This is a genomic window from Pseudolysinimonas sp., assembly GCF_057350545.1.
The window spans coordinates 1-12,659 of record NZ_JBMRCP010000003.1 but is presented as its reverse complement, the minus strand read 5'-3'; the positions used below and the strand labels follow the sequence as shown (position 1 = coordinate 12,659).

Here is a 12,659-nt window from a genome sequence, read left to right as displayed (position 1 = left end):
GTCAGTCCCTCCTGCGCAGCGCGCGCATCTGCACGATCGCGATCGCGATGAGGGCGAGGAACATGATGACCGCGACGGCGGACGCTCGCCCCATGCGCGCGCTCTCGAAGGCGGTCTTGTAGACGAAGAGGTTGATCACCTCGGTGCCGACCGCGCCGTTGGTGAGCACCTTCTGAGCGCTGAACGCCTGAACGCCGCGCAGCACCGCCATGATCGCGCAGACGAGGGTGATCGGCTGGAGGAGCGGGAGGGTGATGCTCCAGAACCGGCGGATCGGACCCGCACCGTCGATGCGAGCCGCCTCGAAGACGTCGTTCGGGAGGGTCGACATGCCGGCGAGGAAGAGGATCAGGAAGAACCCGGTCTCCTTCCACACGCTCATGAGCACGAGCCCCCACCGCGCGGTGACCGAGCTCGTGAGCCACGTGACGTCGAGCCCGAGGGCCTCGTTGAGCATCCCGTCGGGATGCAGCACCACGCGCCAGATGATCGCCGCCGCGACCCAGCTGGTCGCGAGGGGGAGGAACCACATGAGGCGCACCGCCCATGCACCGCGGATCTTCTCGGCGAGCACCTGTGCGAGCAGCAGCGCGAGTACGAGGGCCGTGCCGTAGGTGCCCACCGCGTAGAAGGCGGTCTGCCCGACCGACTCGAGGAACCGGGGGTCGCTCGAGAGGTAGGCGAAGTTCTTGAAGCCGACGAATTCCGGCGGCGAGGTGAGGCTGTAGTCGAAGAACGAGAGCCCGAACACCTGCAGCGACGGCACGACGGCGAACACGGCGAAGAGGGCGAGCGCCGGTACCGCGAACAGGAAGCCGACGAACTGCCGGCCGCGCAGGCGGGACCGCCGGGTCCCCCGGGTGCGTGACCCGGGGAACCCGACGGAGGGGGATGCAGGGGTCAACGTCAGCCCTGCAGGATCCGGGTGACCGCTTCGGTCGCGGACTTCGCCGAGTCCTCGACCGAGACGCCGTCGAACACGACGTCGTTGACCATCTTCTGGATGGCATCCTGCACTTCGGCGTAGTAGGGCGTGACCTGGTCGAAGCGTCCGATGGCGTACGCCTCGGCCCAGACGTCGATGAACGGGATCTCCTGAGCCGCCGCCGACTCCTCCCAGCCCAGGACGGGCTGGACGAAGTCGGTGCCCTCGAGGAACTCGGTCGGGTGGTCGGCGAGGAACTGGATGAACTTCCACGCCTCCGCCTTCTGCGTGCTCGCGTTGTTCACGGCGTAGTAGTACGCGTAGACGCGCGAGGTCGGCTCGGCCGGGTTCGCCTGCGGCAGCGGCACGACGCGCAGCTGCTCGTAGGTGTCGGGATTGGTCTCCGAGATCTGCTGCATCGCCCAGGGGTAGACGATCGCCATCGACTGGGTGCCGGTCGCGAGGTCCTGGAACGGGGTCGTGGCCTCGCGGCTCGATGCGTTCGGGTCGCTCACGGCATCCGGCCCCGTGGCGAGGTCGGCCCAGATCTGCAGTGCTTCGACGGCCTCGGGGGAGTCGAGGCGACCTTCGTCGCCCTCGGCGATCTCGCCGCCCACCTGGTGCAGGAGCGTCTGGTACTGCTGGGCGTACCAGAGCGCGTGCAGGTAGAGGAACCCGAACGCCTGCGTGTGGCCCGCCGCCGCGAGTTGGCTGCCGACCGTCGCGACGTCGTCCCAGGTTTCGAGCGACGTGGTCTCGGGGTCGAGCCCGGCGTCGATGAAGTGCTGGGTGTTGATCGCGAGCGCCGAGCCGTTGTACTCGCTCGGCAGGCCGTAGAGCTGCCCGTCCTCCCCGGTCGCGCCGGCGAGGGTGCCCTCGACGTAGCGGGCGACCACCTCGTCGGCGTCGGCGGCGCCGAGCGCCTCCGGGTCGACCGGCGCGAGCAGTCCCTTGGGGATGTAGTCGCCGCGCAGGGCGGCATCGTCCATGTTGATGATGTCCGGGCCCGACCCGTTGCTGAGCGAGGTCAGCATCTTGGTGTTGAAGTCGGCGTTCGGGATCGTCTGGTAGTCGATCGTGACGTTCGGGTTCTCCTCCTCGTACTCCGCGATGAGGTCTTCGAACACCGCGATCATCGGCGGGTGGGTGTGGGTCCAGAACGTGAGCGTGACGGCTTCGCCGTCGCCCGACTCGGTGCTGCACGACGTGAGGGCGGTCGCCGCGACGGCGACGCCCAACGCTCCGGCGAGGATGCGTTGAAGTTTCATCGGTCTCCTTGTGGTGTGCGAGGTGGTGCGGTGGTGGGGTGGACGTCGACGTCCGTCGGGCCGATGAGTTCGGCACCGAGGCTGTAGCGGTCGCCGCGATACACGGACCGACCCACCTCGACGACGCCGCCCTGGCGGTCGAGGCTCGTGACTTTGAGGAGGATGCACGGCTGCGCCGAGTCGATCCGCAGCAGCGGGACGACCTCGGGGCGCGGCAGGACGGCCTCGATGTCGAGGCTCGCCCGCTCGATGACGATGCCCCAACGGTCGGCGAGCAGCTCGTACCAGCTCGTCGAGAGGTCCTCCTCGCGCAGGCCCGGGACGTGGGCGCTTGCGATGTAGGTGGTCTCGACGGCGAGCGGCTCGCCGCTCGCCGAGCGCAGACGGTCGAACGAGACGACGGTGTCGCCGACCGGGATGCGCAGGCGGCGGGCGGTGACGCGGTCGGCTCGGCGGGTCGCGAACGACAGGACCCGGGTCTCGGGGACGAGCCCGCGGCGCCGCACGTCGTCGCTGAAGGAGGTCATCGCGATCCGGCGGGTCATCCGGCTGCGGCTCACGAAGGTGCCGGCGCCCGGTCGCCGTTCGAGGGTGCCGTCGAGGGCGAGTTGGTCGACGGCGCGGCGGAGGGTCATGCGTGAGACCCCGAACATCTCGGCGAGCTCTCGCTCAGCCGGGAGCGCGTCGCCCTCGCTGAGTCGGCCGAGGACGCCGGTCAGCTGCTGACGAGCCGCTTCCGCCCGCGGGGGGAGAGACGCCATGATGCCTCCGTCTGGTGAGTGGCTCTACCCAACACAGCGCAGTGCCGTCTGCCAAGCTTGCGCGCCGGATCGGTCTAGACCAATTCGGCGGCCAACGCACCAATACACATCATTGATCAGGTATTTGGCGTCGCCACGGTTCAGCAAGTGGTCTAGTGCTAGACCGGCGACCCGGAGGGCGTGACGACGTCGGGCGAAGCTGGTAGACCGGAGTCATGACCGATCGCGCCGCCGCCGAAGACTGGGTCCGCCGCTACCGCGTCGCCTGGGAATCGAATGACCCCGACGACATCCGGGGGCTGTTCACCGACGACGGGCGGTACTTCACCGAGCCGAGCGACGAGGAGCCGTCGATCGGTGCCGAGGCGATCGTCGCCGACTGGATCGCCCACGCCGATCAGCCCGGCGACACCGAGTTCGAGTTCGAGGTGATCGCGGTCGACGGTGATCTTGCGGTCGCCCGCTGTGTCTCGACCTACCTCAAGCACGACCCGCCGCGCGTGTACGACAACCTGTTCGTGGTGCGCCTCGCCGACGACGGCCGCGCCACCGAGTTCACCGACTGGTACATCGAGCGCAAGGACGACGAGTGAGCGACGCCCGCGTCGACGCCTTCATGACGAAGTACCGGCAGGCCTGGGAGTCGAACGACCCCGACGACATCGCCGCGATCTTCACCGAGGATGCCGTCTACCGGGGTCGCCCCGGAACGCCGGCGTGGACGGGCCACGCCGAGATCGTCTCCGGCTGGCTCGAGCACGCCGACGAACCCGGCTCGACGACGTTCGCGTGGGAGACGCTCGCGCGCGACGGCGACCTCGCGGTCGTGCGGTGCGTCACCGAGTACCCGAAGGGTCCGAAGAAGGGCACCTACGACAACCTGTGGGTGATCGAGTTCGCCCCCGACGGCCGCGCGCAGGAGTTCACCGACTGGTGGATCCCCCGCAAGTGGCCCTCCGCCTCGGTGGTCGAGTAGCCGCGGAGCGGCGTGTCGAGACCTACCGCATGTTGATGAACTGCAGCGCGACGTCGAGGTCTTTCCCCTTCAGGAGAGCGATCACGGCCTGAAGGTCGTCGCGCGACTTCGACTGCACGCGCAGCTCGTCGCCCTGGATCTGGCTCTTGATCGACTTGGGGCCTTCGTCGCGGATGATCTTCGAGATCTTCTTCGCGTCTTCGCTCGAGATGCCGTTCTTGATGGCCGCCTCGATGCGGTACTCCTTGCCGCTCGCGAACGGCTCCCCGGCATCCAGGGATCGCAACGAGATGCCGCGCTTGATGAGCTTCTGCTCGAAGACCTCGAGCACGGCCTTGACCCGCTCTTCCGCGCTCGCCTTCATGAGGATCTTCTCGCCCGAGAATTCGATCGATGCGCCGACGCCTTTGAAGTCGTAGCGCTGCGCGATCTCCTTCTGCGCCATGCCCAGCGCGTTCTGGGTTTCCATCGGGTCGACCTTGCTCACGATGTCGAAGGAGGAATCAGCCATGTGCCCATGGTACAAACCCAGGATGCGCGCGGCCCGACCCTTCCTCATCGGCGGGGCCGTGCTGGCGGCGATCGCGGTCGTCGCCGTCGTGATCGTGACGTTCCTCGCGCCGCGCTCCCCGGTCATCCCCGAGGCGCTCGAACCGGAGGAACCCGCACCGTCGTGGGCGCCGCCGGCCGACCCGCCCGTCACGGCCGCAACCCCGAGAGCCGGGATCGCGGGCCTCGTGGATGCCGCCTGGCTCGCCGAGACGAGCGAGGCGACCGGCATCCCGAAGCGTGCGCTCGCGGCCTACGCCGGCGCCGTGCTCGTGAAGGCCGAGCAGATGCCCGAGTGCGGCATCTCGTGGAACACCCTCGCGGGCGTCGGCGCGACCGAGAGCGACCACGGGCGCCACGGCGGTTCGACCGTGGCGGCGGACGGCACGGTGTCGCCGCCGATCTACGGGCCGCCCCTCAACGGCGGCGACGGGGTGGAGCACATCCCCGACTCCGACGGCGGCACGATCGACGGCGACGCGACGATCGACCGAGCGTCGGGTCCGTTCCAGTTCATCCCGCAGTCGTGGCGCAACTGGCACGTCGACGCGAACGGCGACGGGGTCGAGGATCCGCAGAACATCGACGACGCCGCCCTCGCGACCGTCAACTACCTCTGCCGGGTGTCGATCGGGATGGACACCGAGGAGGGCTGGATCGCCGCGATCTCGGGATTCAACTCCCCGCAGTCCTACCGCGACACCGTCGCCACCTTCGCCGTCCGCTACGCCGCTTCGGTGGTCGAGTAGCGGCGAAGCCGCGTGTCGAGACCTACCGCCGCGATGGCCTAGGTGGGTTCGATCGCAACGAGAGTCCGAATGAGGGATACCAGGACCTGAGGGTCGAAGTCGAGGTCGACCGCGGGCTGGATTCGCGACAGTGCACGGGCGATGGATGCAAGAGCACGCTGCGCATCCAGCCGGGATCCGGTCGCTATCGTGCCGAGCCTCCAGCCCCCGATGCTCGACGCGTCCCGCTCGTTGACGATGTGGAGGAGGTTGTGGACGTCAGTGAGGTCTTTCGATGCCAGGCGACTCGCGTATGCGGTCGCCTTGAGCACGACCGCGCATTCGACTGTGGAACACGCGCCATGAAATCCAGTACTCACCCGTCGGTGAGGGTCACATCGACGTGCACGCAGATCGGGTCCGCGGCGAGTGCGAGCGAGATTCCCGGTGCAGCGTCGAACGAGCGTCCGCCCAGTTCCTCAACCTGGAATCGCCCCGTCGGAGCGGGGACGAGAAGGTCGATCTGCTGCCCCGCCCGCACGTAGCTGGTGCCGCTCGTGGCCTTGTAGCCGGCCTGCTCCAAGAGCTCGTGCACGCGTCCCGTTGCGGCGAGTTGCGTCCCGATTGCCGCGTCGGCGTCCGCCGTTCGTCGAATTACTGCCGAAGGCGATGGGAACGCCGTTCCTAAGAGCGCTGACATCTGTCCGCCGACGATCCTTACGTCCAGGTTCTGCGTGAGGGCGCAAACGTCGGCGAGAGCTGCAAAGGCCAGATCATCAGCCTTGCTCGTGGCGATCGTCGTCGCCGAGACCTCAATCACGCGCGTGCCACCGACGTGCCCATGACTGAACCAGGTGATGACGGGCTTCGACCGCGTCGGAACCACCGCTTCGGGAGATGTCGAAGGCGCAGATGAACGGGTCGGCCGTTTGGGGAGGTAGCCCGGACCTCGTGTAGGCGCGCACGACGGACTGGATAGTGGGGTCAGCGGGAACGGTGACGGTAAGAGTGCGCTTCTCAGCGCTCGACTCGGCGAATCCGTCGAGCCGAAGGTCGAACCCTGTTGTCGAGTAGACGACGCTGCTCCGAGGCGATCGCCAGGGCGCGATGCGATCAGCGCCGGCATCGCCGGAGGCGAGTGCCTCGCTACTCTTGTGCAGTACCGACTCGACTTGGCGCATGACCGGCATCACGCTGTACCAGGAGACCGAAATGCCGCCCGGTCCGGGGTATTCGGCGACGAACGCCTCGGCGGCTTCTTCGACGTCCCGCAAAGACCAGCCCTCGGCCGTGCGGTAGGCGAGTGAGTCGAGCCGCTTGAGCGATTGTGAGACAGCAGCCTGGGTCGCGCCGACTTCGGCGGCGAGTTCGGCTTGTGTTCGTGGTCGGGCCGTGCGTGCGAGTGCGCGGATGACAGCAAGGCGAATCCAGGGGCGTCGGCGTTGCCCGGAATGCGTCGATGTCGGAGTGGGCGCGGTCTGGTGAACCTGGCGTTCCCAGATGAGCTGACCCTCGCGGACTCCAACGACCGAGATGCGAGATGTGCTGAGTGCGAGGTCGCGCAGATAGTCAGTGATGTGGGGCACGACGTACACGACTACGTCGGAGGGGTCGTGCTCGATGGATGCGGGCGAGGGCGGCCTTTGGCGCACCACGAATCGCGCATGACGCTCAGCGATCGTCGCGTCGGAGAAGGTCTTGACCTCGATAGGGATTCCCGAGGCGTGAAAAAGTTGGACAGCATCACCAGCTGTAAGGTCCACAGTGCTCCGCATAAGTTTTGAGGGCTGTAAGTATTAAAACTTATATCAACTCAAGGCGTCAATACTTATATCGGCCGGTTTCCGAAACCGCACGCCGAACGCCGGGCGACTGCTCCACGTGCGCACCTAGCGTCGCGGTCGGACCTACCGCCGCGCGGGATCGGGCCGCGACGTCGACGACCGCACGACGAGGTCGAACGGCAGCGGGGTGTCGAGCTCCCCGCCATCCGGATGCCCCTGCAACTCGGTCATGAGCACATCCACCGCCATGCGCCCCTGCTTCTCGGGGTACTGCGCGACGGTCGTGAGGCCGAAGAAGTCGGCGAGCTGGTGGTCGTCGATGCCGACGATCGAGACGTCGCGGGGCACGTCGAGTCCGAGGTCGCGGGCGGCGAGAATCGCGCCGATCGCCATCTCGTCGGATGCCGCGAAGATCGCCGTGGGTCGGTCGCCGGGCGCTCCGAGCAGCTGCTTCGCTGCCGCGTAACCCTCTTGGATGGTGAAGTTTCCGACGTGGAAAAGGCGCGGGTCGGACGGGATGCCCGCCGCCGCGAGTGCCCTCTGGTAGCCGACGCGCCGGTTGGTGGGCAGGTGGAAGTCCATCTCGATCTCGGGGTCGCCGCCGATGTGCGCGATGCGGCGGTGGCCGAGGCCGATGAGGTGCTCGGTGATGAGCCGCGAGACGGCGACGTCGTCGACGCTCAGCGTGCGCACGCCCGGCACGGGACCGCCGACGCCCACCATCGGCTTGCCCACGCCGTGCAGGAGCGACACCTCGGCTTCGGTGAGTTCGAGCGAGACGGCGATGACGGCATCGACCCGCTGTCGCAGCAGGAAGTGCTCGAAGATGTTGCGCCGCTCCTCGGCGCTGCCGCCGAGGTTGTAGAGGGTGAGGTCGTAGCCCTGGGCGAGCAGCGCCGACTCGGCGCCCTCGACGACGGCGCCGTAGAACCACCGGTTGAGGAACGGGATGACGACCCCGACGTTGCGCATGCGTCCCGTCGCGAGGGCGGAGGCGCTCGACGAGACGACGTACCCGAGTTCGGCGGCCGCCGCGTGCACCTTCTCGCGGGTCGCGGGAGAGACGTGCCCCCGGCCGGAGAGCGCGCGCGAGACCGTCGCGGCCGAGACGCCGGCGCGCCTCGCGACCTCTTCGATGCCCGCCACGGGACCTCCTTGTCGAGGGAGCCTCCCGATCCTAACCGCGTGGTACAGGGTGGCCGTGCGACCGGGTATCCTTGTGCAGGCGTTCGCGCCACGGCGAGTTACCCAAGCGGCCAAAGGGATCTGACTGTAAATCAGACTGCTCAGCATTCGGGGGTTCGAATCCCTCACTCGCCACCATCGAAGAAGCCCCGCTCATGTAGCGGGGCTTCCCGTATCTTGCTCCGGTCGGCGGATCGCCGTGGAATGACGCAGGTCTGCGCTACGTTGTGTGGAAGTGGATCGGGCATTCTCGATCGGCGCTAGGTCCCCGGCTCGACCGGGGCCTTTCGCTTTCTATGGGTATACCTTGAGGCCGTACCCGTCGATCGCACCGCTTGACGACTTCACCACTTTCTCGCGCAAGATCGTCCATGCTCGGTTCGGTTGATCCGGGCGCAGGTCGTGGATGCCGATAGGGCGGGCGATGAGGTCCGCCACCTGCAGACCTGGACTGTTGACCTGCTTGCTCACGCACAGAAAATTCAGCGTCTGGGGCATGCCGCGCATCGTCGTGCGATCCATGATGCGCCGGAACTCCAGCTCGAGCTCCCGGTCTTCGTCCTTGCCGCGGCTCTCGAAGATCACGAACACCCGCCGCCCCACCTGCCCACGCTCCTGGAGCTGCAGGAACACGCGCTCGAGGCCGAACTCGAGCGCGACGTGATACGGGCTCACATCGGCTCCGACCCGCTGCTTGAACTCGTTCTTGCGAATGACGGTGGCGACGATCCCGAAGCGCGGCTTTGCGATGAGCTCCTCGAGGCGCTCCATGAAGGCACCTCGGACGTGCGGCACGCGCAGAAGATCGAATGGCGGAAGGCTCTTGCGAATCTCGCGCTCGTGGAGCACGACCATGTCGTGCCCGAAGAAGTCGAACTTCAGCTGCTCTACTGCTGGTACGACCCGGCGTATGTACTCCTCAACGGGGTAGATGCAGAACGCCAGGACGAAGCGTGGGTAGATGTCGTTGACGTCGGTGAGGCTGTGATCGCCGCTCTCGTCGACGAAAACCACGTAGTCGCTGAATCGGCGCACGACCGGATCGGCTGCGGCGTTCATGCTGAGAACCTAGCGCTGCCCTCCGACCCGATCGCCTGTCGCGCGCCTGGGCCCTGGCCCGGTAGGCGGCGTGATCTATCTCGCGCGCGAGAGCGGCGCTTGACAACCTTCGGCCACCACTTATTATAAGTCGTGTAAGAACCCGACGATCGGTCGGGACCCCTGCCGGAGATCGACGATGACCCGACCCGAGGATGCCGCCTGGCTCCCCGCCTTCCCCCGCGACTTCCGCTGGGGGCTCGCGACCGCGGCCTACCAGATCGAGGGCGGCGCGACGGAGGGCGGCCGCGGGCCGAGCATCTGGGACACCTTCGCGCACACCCCGGGGCTCGTGAAGAACGGCGACACCGCCGACGTCGCGTGCGACCACTTCCACCGCTGGCCCGTCGACCTCGACCTCCTCGTCGAGCTCGGCGTGCGCGACTACCGCCTCGGCCTCTCCTGGACCCGCCTCCAGCCGACGGGCGAAGGCCCGCTCAACCCGGAGGGTGTCGAGTTCTACCGGGCGCTGCTCGGCGGCATGCGCGACCGCGGCATCCGGCCCCTCGTCACGCTCTACCACTGGGACCTGCCGCAGCAGCTCGAGGATGCCGGCGGCTGGCCGGTTCGCAAGACGGCCGAGCACTTCGGCGTCTACGCGGGGCTCGTGCTCGAGGCGCTCGGCGACCTCGCCGACGACTGGATCACGCTCAACGAGCCGTGGTGCAGCTCGTTCCTCGGTTACGGCAACGGCGCCCACGCCCCCGGCCGGAAGGACTACCGGGATGCCGTCGCCGCCGCGCACCACCTCAACCTCGCCCACGGCCTCGCGCTGCGTGAGATCCGGCGCGTCGCGCCGCAGGCACGCGTCGGCACGACCAACCTCGTGCTCGACATCGTTCCCGAGACCGACAGCCCCGCCGACGCCGTCGCCGCCGAGCGACTGGATGCCTTCCACAACCGCGTCTTTCTCGACCCGGTCTACCTCGGCGCGTACTCGCCCGCCGTGTACGAGACCCTCGGCCGCTACGGGTTCGAGCAGCACGTCGTCGAGGGCGACCTCGAGCTGATCGGCGCCCCCACCGACTTCGCGGGCGTCAACCACTACCAGCGGGTGACCGTGCGCTCCGACCTCGATGCCCCGTTCGGGTTCGTCGACACACCCGCCGAGCCGGCCACCACCTCCTTCGGCTGGTCGGTCATTCCCGACTCCCTCCGAAGCGTGCTCGCCCGAGTCGCGCGCGAGTTCACGAGCCTGCCGATCTACGTCACCGAGAGCGGCGCGAGCTTCGACGACGTCGTCGTCGACGGCGCCGTGCACGACGCCGACCGCGTCGCGTACCTCGACGGGTACTTCGCCGCGGCGGCCGCCGCCATCGAGGAGGGGGTCGACCTGCGCGGGTACTACGTGTGGTCGTTCCTCGACAACTTCGAGTGGGCGGAGGGCTACGGCAAGCGCTTCGGCCTCGTCTATGTCGACTACCCGACGCAAGAGCGCATCCCGAAAGACAGCGCGCTCTACTACCGCGACCTCATCTCCCAGCATCGGGACGCCGCGATCCGTGCGACGTCCTGAGTCCCCAAGGGTGCGAGCCTGATGACACGCACCCGGCACCACCGCATCATCCACCTCTGCAATCCGAACAAGTAAGGACACTCAATGAAGAGAGCAGCAACCACCGGACTCGCGGCCGTCACGGCCGTCGGTCTCGCGCTGGCCCTGGGCGCGTGCTCGTCGTCGCCGACGGAGAGCGAGGCCGACGGCCCGCTCACCGTCTGGGTGATGGGCGACTCCGGCGCCAACTTCGAGGCGCTCGTCGCCGACAGCGGCCTCGAGGTCGACGTCGTGGCGGTGCCGTGGGATGCCATCGACGAGAAGCTGACGACCGCGGTCGCCTCCGGCTCCGGCCCCGACATCCTGCAGATCGGTCTCTCGAAGCTCGCGACGTTCGCCGAGGCGGGCGCCCTCATGCCGCTCGACGACGTGCTCGGCGACCACCCGAACCTCGACCCGGCCAACTTCCCGGCCGGCGTCTCGGGTGCGGCGACGGCCGTCGGCGGCGAGATCGTGAGCGTGCCGTGGACCTCCGACACCCGCGTGCTGTTCACGCGCACCGACATCCTCGCCGAGAACGGCATCGACGCCCCGCCCGCCACGTGGGACGAGCTGCGCGAGGCCGCGAAGACTCTCGCGGCGCGTGGCGACGGCCAGTACGGCTACTACATCCCGCAGTGGGATGCCCCGCTGCCGATCGAGATCACCTGGAGCATGGGCGGCGAGGTCGTGGATGCCGACGGCAACGTCGACTTCGACACCCCCGAGTTCCAGGCGGCCGTCGACGTCTACACGGGTCTCTACGCCGACGGCTCGGTGCCGACCAACGGCGACTTCGACCAGACGCAGGGCTTCGTGTCGGGTGTCGCGCCGATGCTCGTGAGCGGCCCGTATCTCGGCCGCGGCATCGCCGACTCGGCGCCGGAGCTCGACGGCAAGTGGCAGGCCTCGCCGCTCCCCGCGGGCGACGGCGGCTCGATCTCGCTCTTCGCGGGCTCGAACCTCGGCGTGTGGTTCAACACCGATCAGCCGTCGGCGGCGCTCGAGCTGCTCGACTACGTGTCGGCGCCCGAGCAGCAGCTCGCCTGGTACGAGCTCACGGGTGAGCTGCCGACCGCGACCGCCGCGCTCGAAGACGAGGAGCTGAACTCCGACCCGAACGTGAAGGTCTACACCGACCAGCTCGCGACCGCGAAGGTGCTGCCGATCGTGGCCGGCTGGGACGGCATCGTCGGCACCGAGCTGCTCAACGCGCTCAACGCCATCGTGCTGACCGGCGCCGACCGGGATGCCACGCTCGACGCGTTCTACGCCAAGGTGGCAGGACTCTCCGTCAAGTAGTACCCCGGGGTGGGGTCGTCACGGCCCCACCCCTCCCTCTGCCCGCGCCGACCGGAAAGGACCGAAGGATGCGCAGCCGCCTCGCACCGTACCTCTTCGTCTCGCCGGCGATGGTGCTGCTCGTCACCTTCGGCATCGTGCCGATCCTCGTCGCGGCGGTCATCAGCACGACGAACATGAACATCTCGGCGTTCGCGAGCTGGGACAACGTCGACTTCGTCGGCATCGACAACTACGTGACGCTGTTCGCCGATCCCGACTTCTGGCAGGCACTCGGCAACACCGGCCTGTTCGCGATCGTCGGGGTGCCGGCGATCGTCATCGTGTCGCTCGCCGTCGCGATCCTGCTCAACCGCAGCCAGAGCCGCTTCTTCCGCGCCCTGCGCGCCTTCTACTTCATCCCCGCGATCACGGCGATCGTCGCGATCTCGCTCATCTGGGGCTACCTCTACAACACGCAGTTCGGGCTGCTGAACTACGGGCTCTCCCTCGTCGGGATCGAGCAGGTGCAGTGGCTCTCCGACCCGTGGCTGTCGAAGTTCTCGGTCG

General features: G+C 67.9%; 15 protein-coding genes and 1 tRNA gene. 7 read left to right on the top strand and 9 right to left on the bottom strand.

Annotation, left to right across the window (positions count from 1 at the left end; translation table 11 throughout):
• Position 1 precedes the first annotated feature (1 nt).
• Genes ACO1X9_RS00290 through ACO1X9_RS00280 form a run of 3 tightly spaced genes read right to left on the bottom strand, consistent with a single transcriptional unit; the run spans position 2 to position 2,954 of the window.
• The gene (locus ACO1X9_RS00290) at positions 2-904 is read right to left on the bottom strand and encodes a carbohydrate ABC transporter permease (protein WP_486348828.1); all 903 of its coding nucleotides are present in this window, start codon (positions 902-904) and stop codon (positions 2-4) included.
• Between the two features lie 2 nt (positions 905-906).
• Complete coding sequence (locus ACO1X9_RS00285) at positions 907-2,193, bottom strand: ABC transporter substrate-binding protein (RefSeq protein WP_486348827.1); 1,287 nt, start codon at positions 2,191-2,193, stop codon at positions 907-909.
• Positions 2,190-2,954 (bottom strand): GntR family transcriptional regulator, encoded by a 765-nt coding sequence (locus ACO1X9_RS00280; protein ID WP_486348826.1) that lies wholly within the window; start codon positions 2,952-2,954, stop codon positions 2,190-2,192. Before ACO1X9_RS00280 ends, ACO1X9_RS00285 begins: the two co-directional genes overlap by 4 nt.
• Before the next feature lie 215 nt (positions 2,955-3,169).
• Here ACO1X9_RS00280 and ACO1X9_RS00275 point away from each other — a divergent pair, with 215 nt between their 5' ends.
• Together ACO1X9_RS00275 and ACO1X9_RS00270 are read left to right on the top strand one after the other, a co-directional pair.
• Positions 3,170-3,547, top strand: a complete 378-nt coding sequence (locus ACO1X9_RS00275; RefSeq protein WP_486348825.1) for a nuclear transport factor 2 family protein — start codon at positions 3,170-3,172, stop codon at positions 3,545-3,547.
• Complete coding sequence (locus ACO1X9_RS00270; protein WP_486348824.1) at positions 3,544-3,930, top strand: nuclear transport factor 2 family protein; 387 nt, start codon at positions 3,544-3,546, stop codon at positions 3,928-3,930. Before ACO1X9_RS00275 ends, ACO1X9_RS00270 begins: the two co-directional genes overlap by 4 nt.
• 22 nt (positions 3,931-3,952) lie before the next feature.
• Here ACO1X9_RS00270 and ACO1X9_RS00265 read toward each other — a convergent pair whose 3' ends face one another.
• Positions 3,953-4,441 (bottom strand): YajQ family cyclic di-GMP-binding protein, encoded by a 489-nt coding sequence (locus tag ACO1X9_RS00265; RefSeq protein WP_486348823.1) that lies wholly within the window; start codon positions 4,439-4,441, stop codon positions 3,953-3,955.
• Positions 4,442-4,463: 22 nt separating this feature from the next.
• Between ACO1X9_RS00265 and ACO1X9_RS00260 the strand changes: the two genes are divergently transcribed.
• A complete protein-coding gene (locus ACO1X9_RS00260; protein ID WP_486348822.1) occupies positions 4,464-5,228 on the top strand; it encodes a lytic murein transglycosylase in 765 nt (254 codons plus the stop codon).
• A 38-nt stretch (positions 5,229-5,266) separates the two neighbouring features.
• On the opposite strand, the gene ACO1X9_RS00255 is transcribed toward ACO1X9_RS00260, so the two are convergent.
• From ACO1X9_RS00255 to ACO1X9_RS00240, 4 genes are all read right to left on the bottom strand, one after another.
• Positions 5,267-5,539: a hypothetical protein gene (locus ACO1X9_RS00255; RefSeq protein ID WP_486348821.1), complete on the bottom strand. Its 273-nt coding sequence runs from the start codon at positions 5,537-5,539 to the stop codon at positions 5,267-5,269.
• A 44-nt stretch (positions 5,540-5,583) separates the two neighbouring features.
• Positions 5,584-6,027, bottom strand: a complete 444-nt coding sequence (locus ACO1X9_RS00250; RefSeq protein ID WP_486348820.1) for a hypothetical protein — start codon at positions 6,025-6,027, stop codon at positions 5,584-5,586.
• Positions 6,020-6,970, bottom strand: coding sequence for an ArsR family transcriptional regulator (locus ACO1X9_RS00245; protein ID WP_486348819.1), 951 nt, complete (start codon positions 6,968-6,970; stop codon positions 6,020-6,022). The genes ACO1X9_RS00250 and ACO1X9_RS00245 overlap by 8 nt, the downstream gene beginning before the upstream one ends.
• A 144-nt stretch (positions 6,971-7,114) precedes the next feature.
• Positions 7,115-8,137 carry a LacI family DNA-binding transcriptional regulator gene (locus tag ACO1X9_RS00240; RefSeq protein WP_486348818.1) on the bottom strand — a complete coding sequence of 341 codons (1,023 nt, stop codon included), beginning with the start codon at positions 8,135-8,137 and terminating at the stop codon, positions 7,115-7,117.
• Positions 8,138-8,229: 92 nt separating this feature from the next.
• Here ACO1X9_RS00240 and ACO1X9_RS00235 point away from each other — a divergent pair.
• Positions 8,230-8,314 (top strand) — tRNA-Tyr (locus ACO1X9_RS00235).
• A gap of 156 nt (positions 8,315-8,470) precedes the next feature.
• On the opposite strand, the gene ACO1X9_RS00230 is transcribed toward ACO1X9_RS00235, so the two are convergent.
• Entirely contained in the window at positions 8,471-9,235 is a 765-nt protein-coding gene (locus ACO1X9_RS00230) for a DUF3800 domain-containing protein (protein ID WP_486348817.1), read from the bottom strand.
• Between the two features lie 178 nt (positions 9,236-9,413).
• On the opposite strand from ACO1X9_RS00230, the gene ACO1X9_RS00225 reads away from it, so the two are divergent.
• From ACO1X9_RS00225 to ACO1X9_RS00215, 3 genes are all read left to right on the top strand, one after another.
• Entirely contained in the window at positions 9,414-10,790 is a 1,377-nt protein-coding gene (locus tag ACO1X9_RS00225) for a GH1 family beta-glucosidase (RefSeq protein WP_486348816.1), read from the top strand.
• 84 nt (positions 10,791-10,874) lie between these two features.
• Positions 10,875-12,110, top strand: coding sequence for an extracellular solute-binding protein (locus ACO1X9_RS00220; protein WP_486348815.1), 1,236 nt, complete (start codon positions 10,875-10,877; stop codon positions 12,108-12,110).
• A 68-nt stretch (positions 12,111-12,178) separates the two neighbouring features.
• A partial coding sequence (locus ACO1X9_RS00215; protein ID WP_486348814.1) for a carbohydrate ABC transporter permease occupies positions 12,179-12,659 on the top strand: 481 nt, incomplete at its 3' end.

Coding starts and splice junctions, on each gene's coding strand:
- ACO1X9_RS00285 (WP_486348827.1), bottom strand. CDS start 2,193: ATGAAACTTCAACGCATCCTCGCCGGAGCGTTGGGCGTCGCCGTCGCG.
- ACO1X9_RS00280 (WP_486348826.1), bottom strand. CDS start 2,954: ATGGCGTCTCTCCCCCCGCGGGCGGAAGCGGCTCGTCAGCAGCTGACC.
- ACO1X9_RS00275 (WP_486348825.1), top strand. CDS start 3,170: ATGACCGATCGCGCCGCCGCCGAAGACTGGGTCCGCCGCTACCGCGTC.
- ACO1X9_RS00265 (WP_486348823.1), bottom strand. CDS start 4,441: ATGGCTGATTCCTCCTTCGACATCGTGAGCAAGGTCGACCCGATGGAA.
- ACO1X9_RS00260 (WP_486348822.1), top strand. CDS start 4,464: ATGCGCGCGGCCCGACCCTTCCTCATCGGCGGGGCCGTGCTGGCGGCG.
- ACO1X9_RS00230 (WP_486348817.1), bottom strand. CDS start 9,235: ATGAACGCCGCAGCCGATCCGGTCGTGCGCCGATTCAGCGACTACGTG.
- ACO1X9_RS00225 (WP_486348816.1), top strand. CDS start 9,414: ATGACCCGACCCGAGGATGCCGCCTGGCTCCCCGCCTTCCCCCGCGAC.
- ACO1X9_RS00220 (WP_486348815.1), top strand. CDS start 10,875: ATGAAGAGAGCAGCAACCACCGGACTCGCGGCCGTCACGGCCGTCGGT.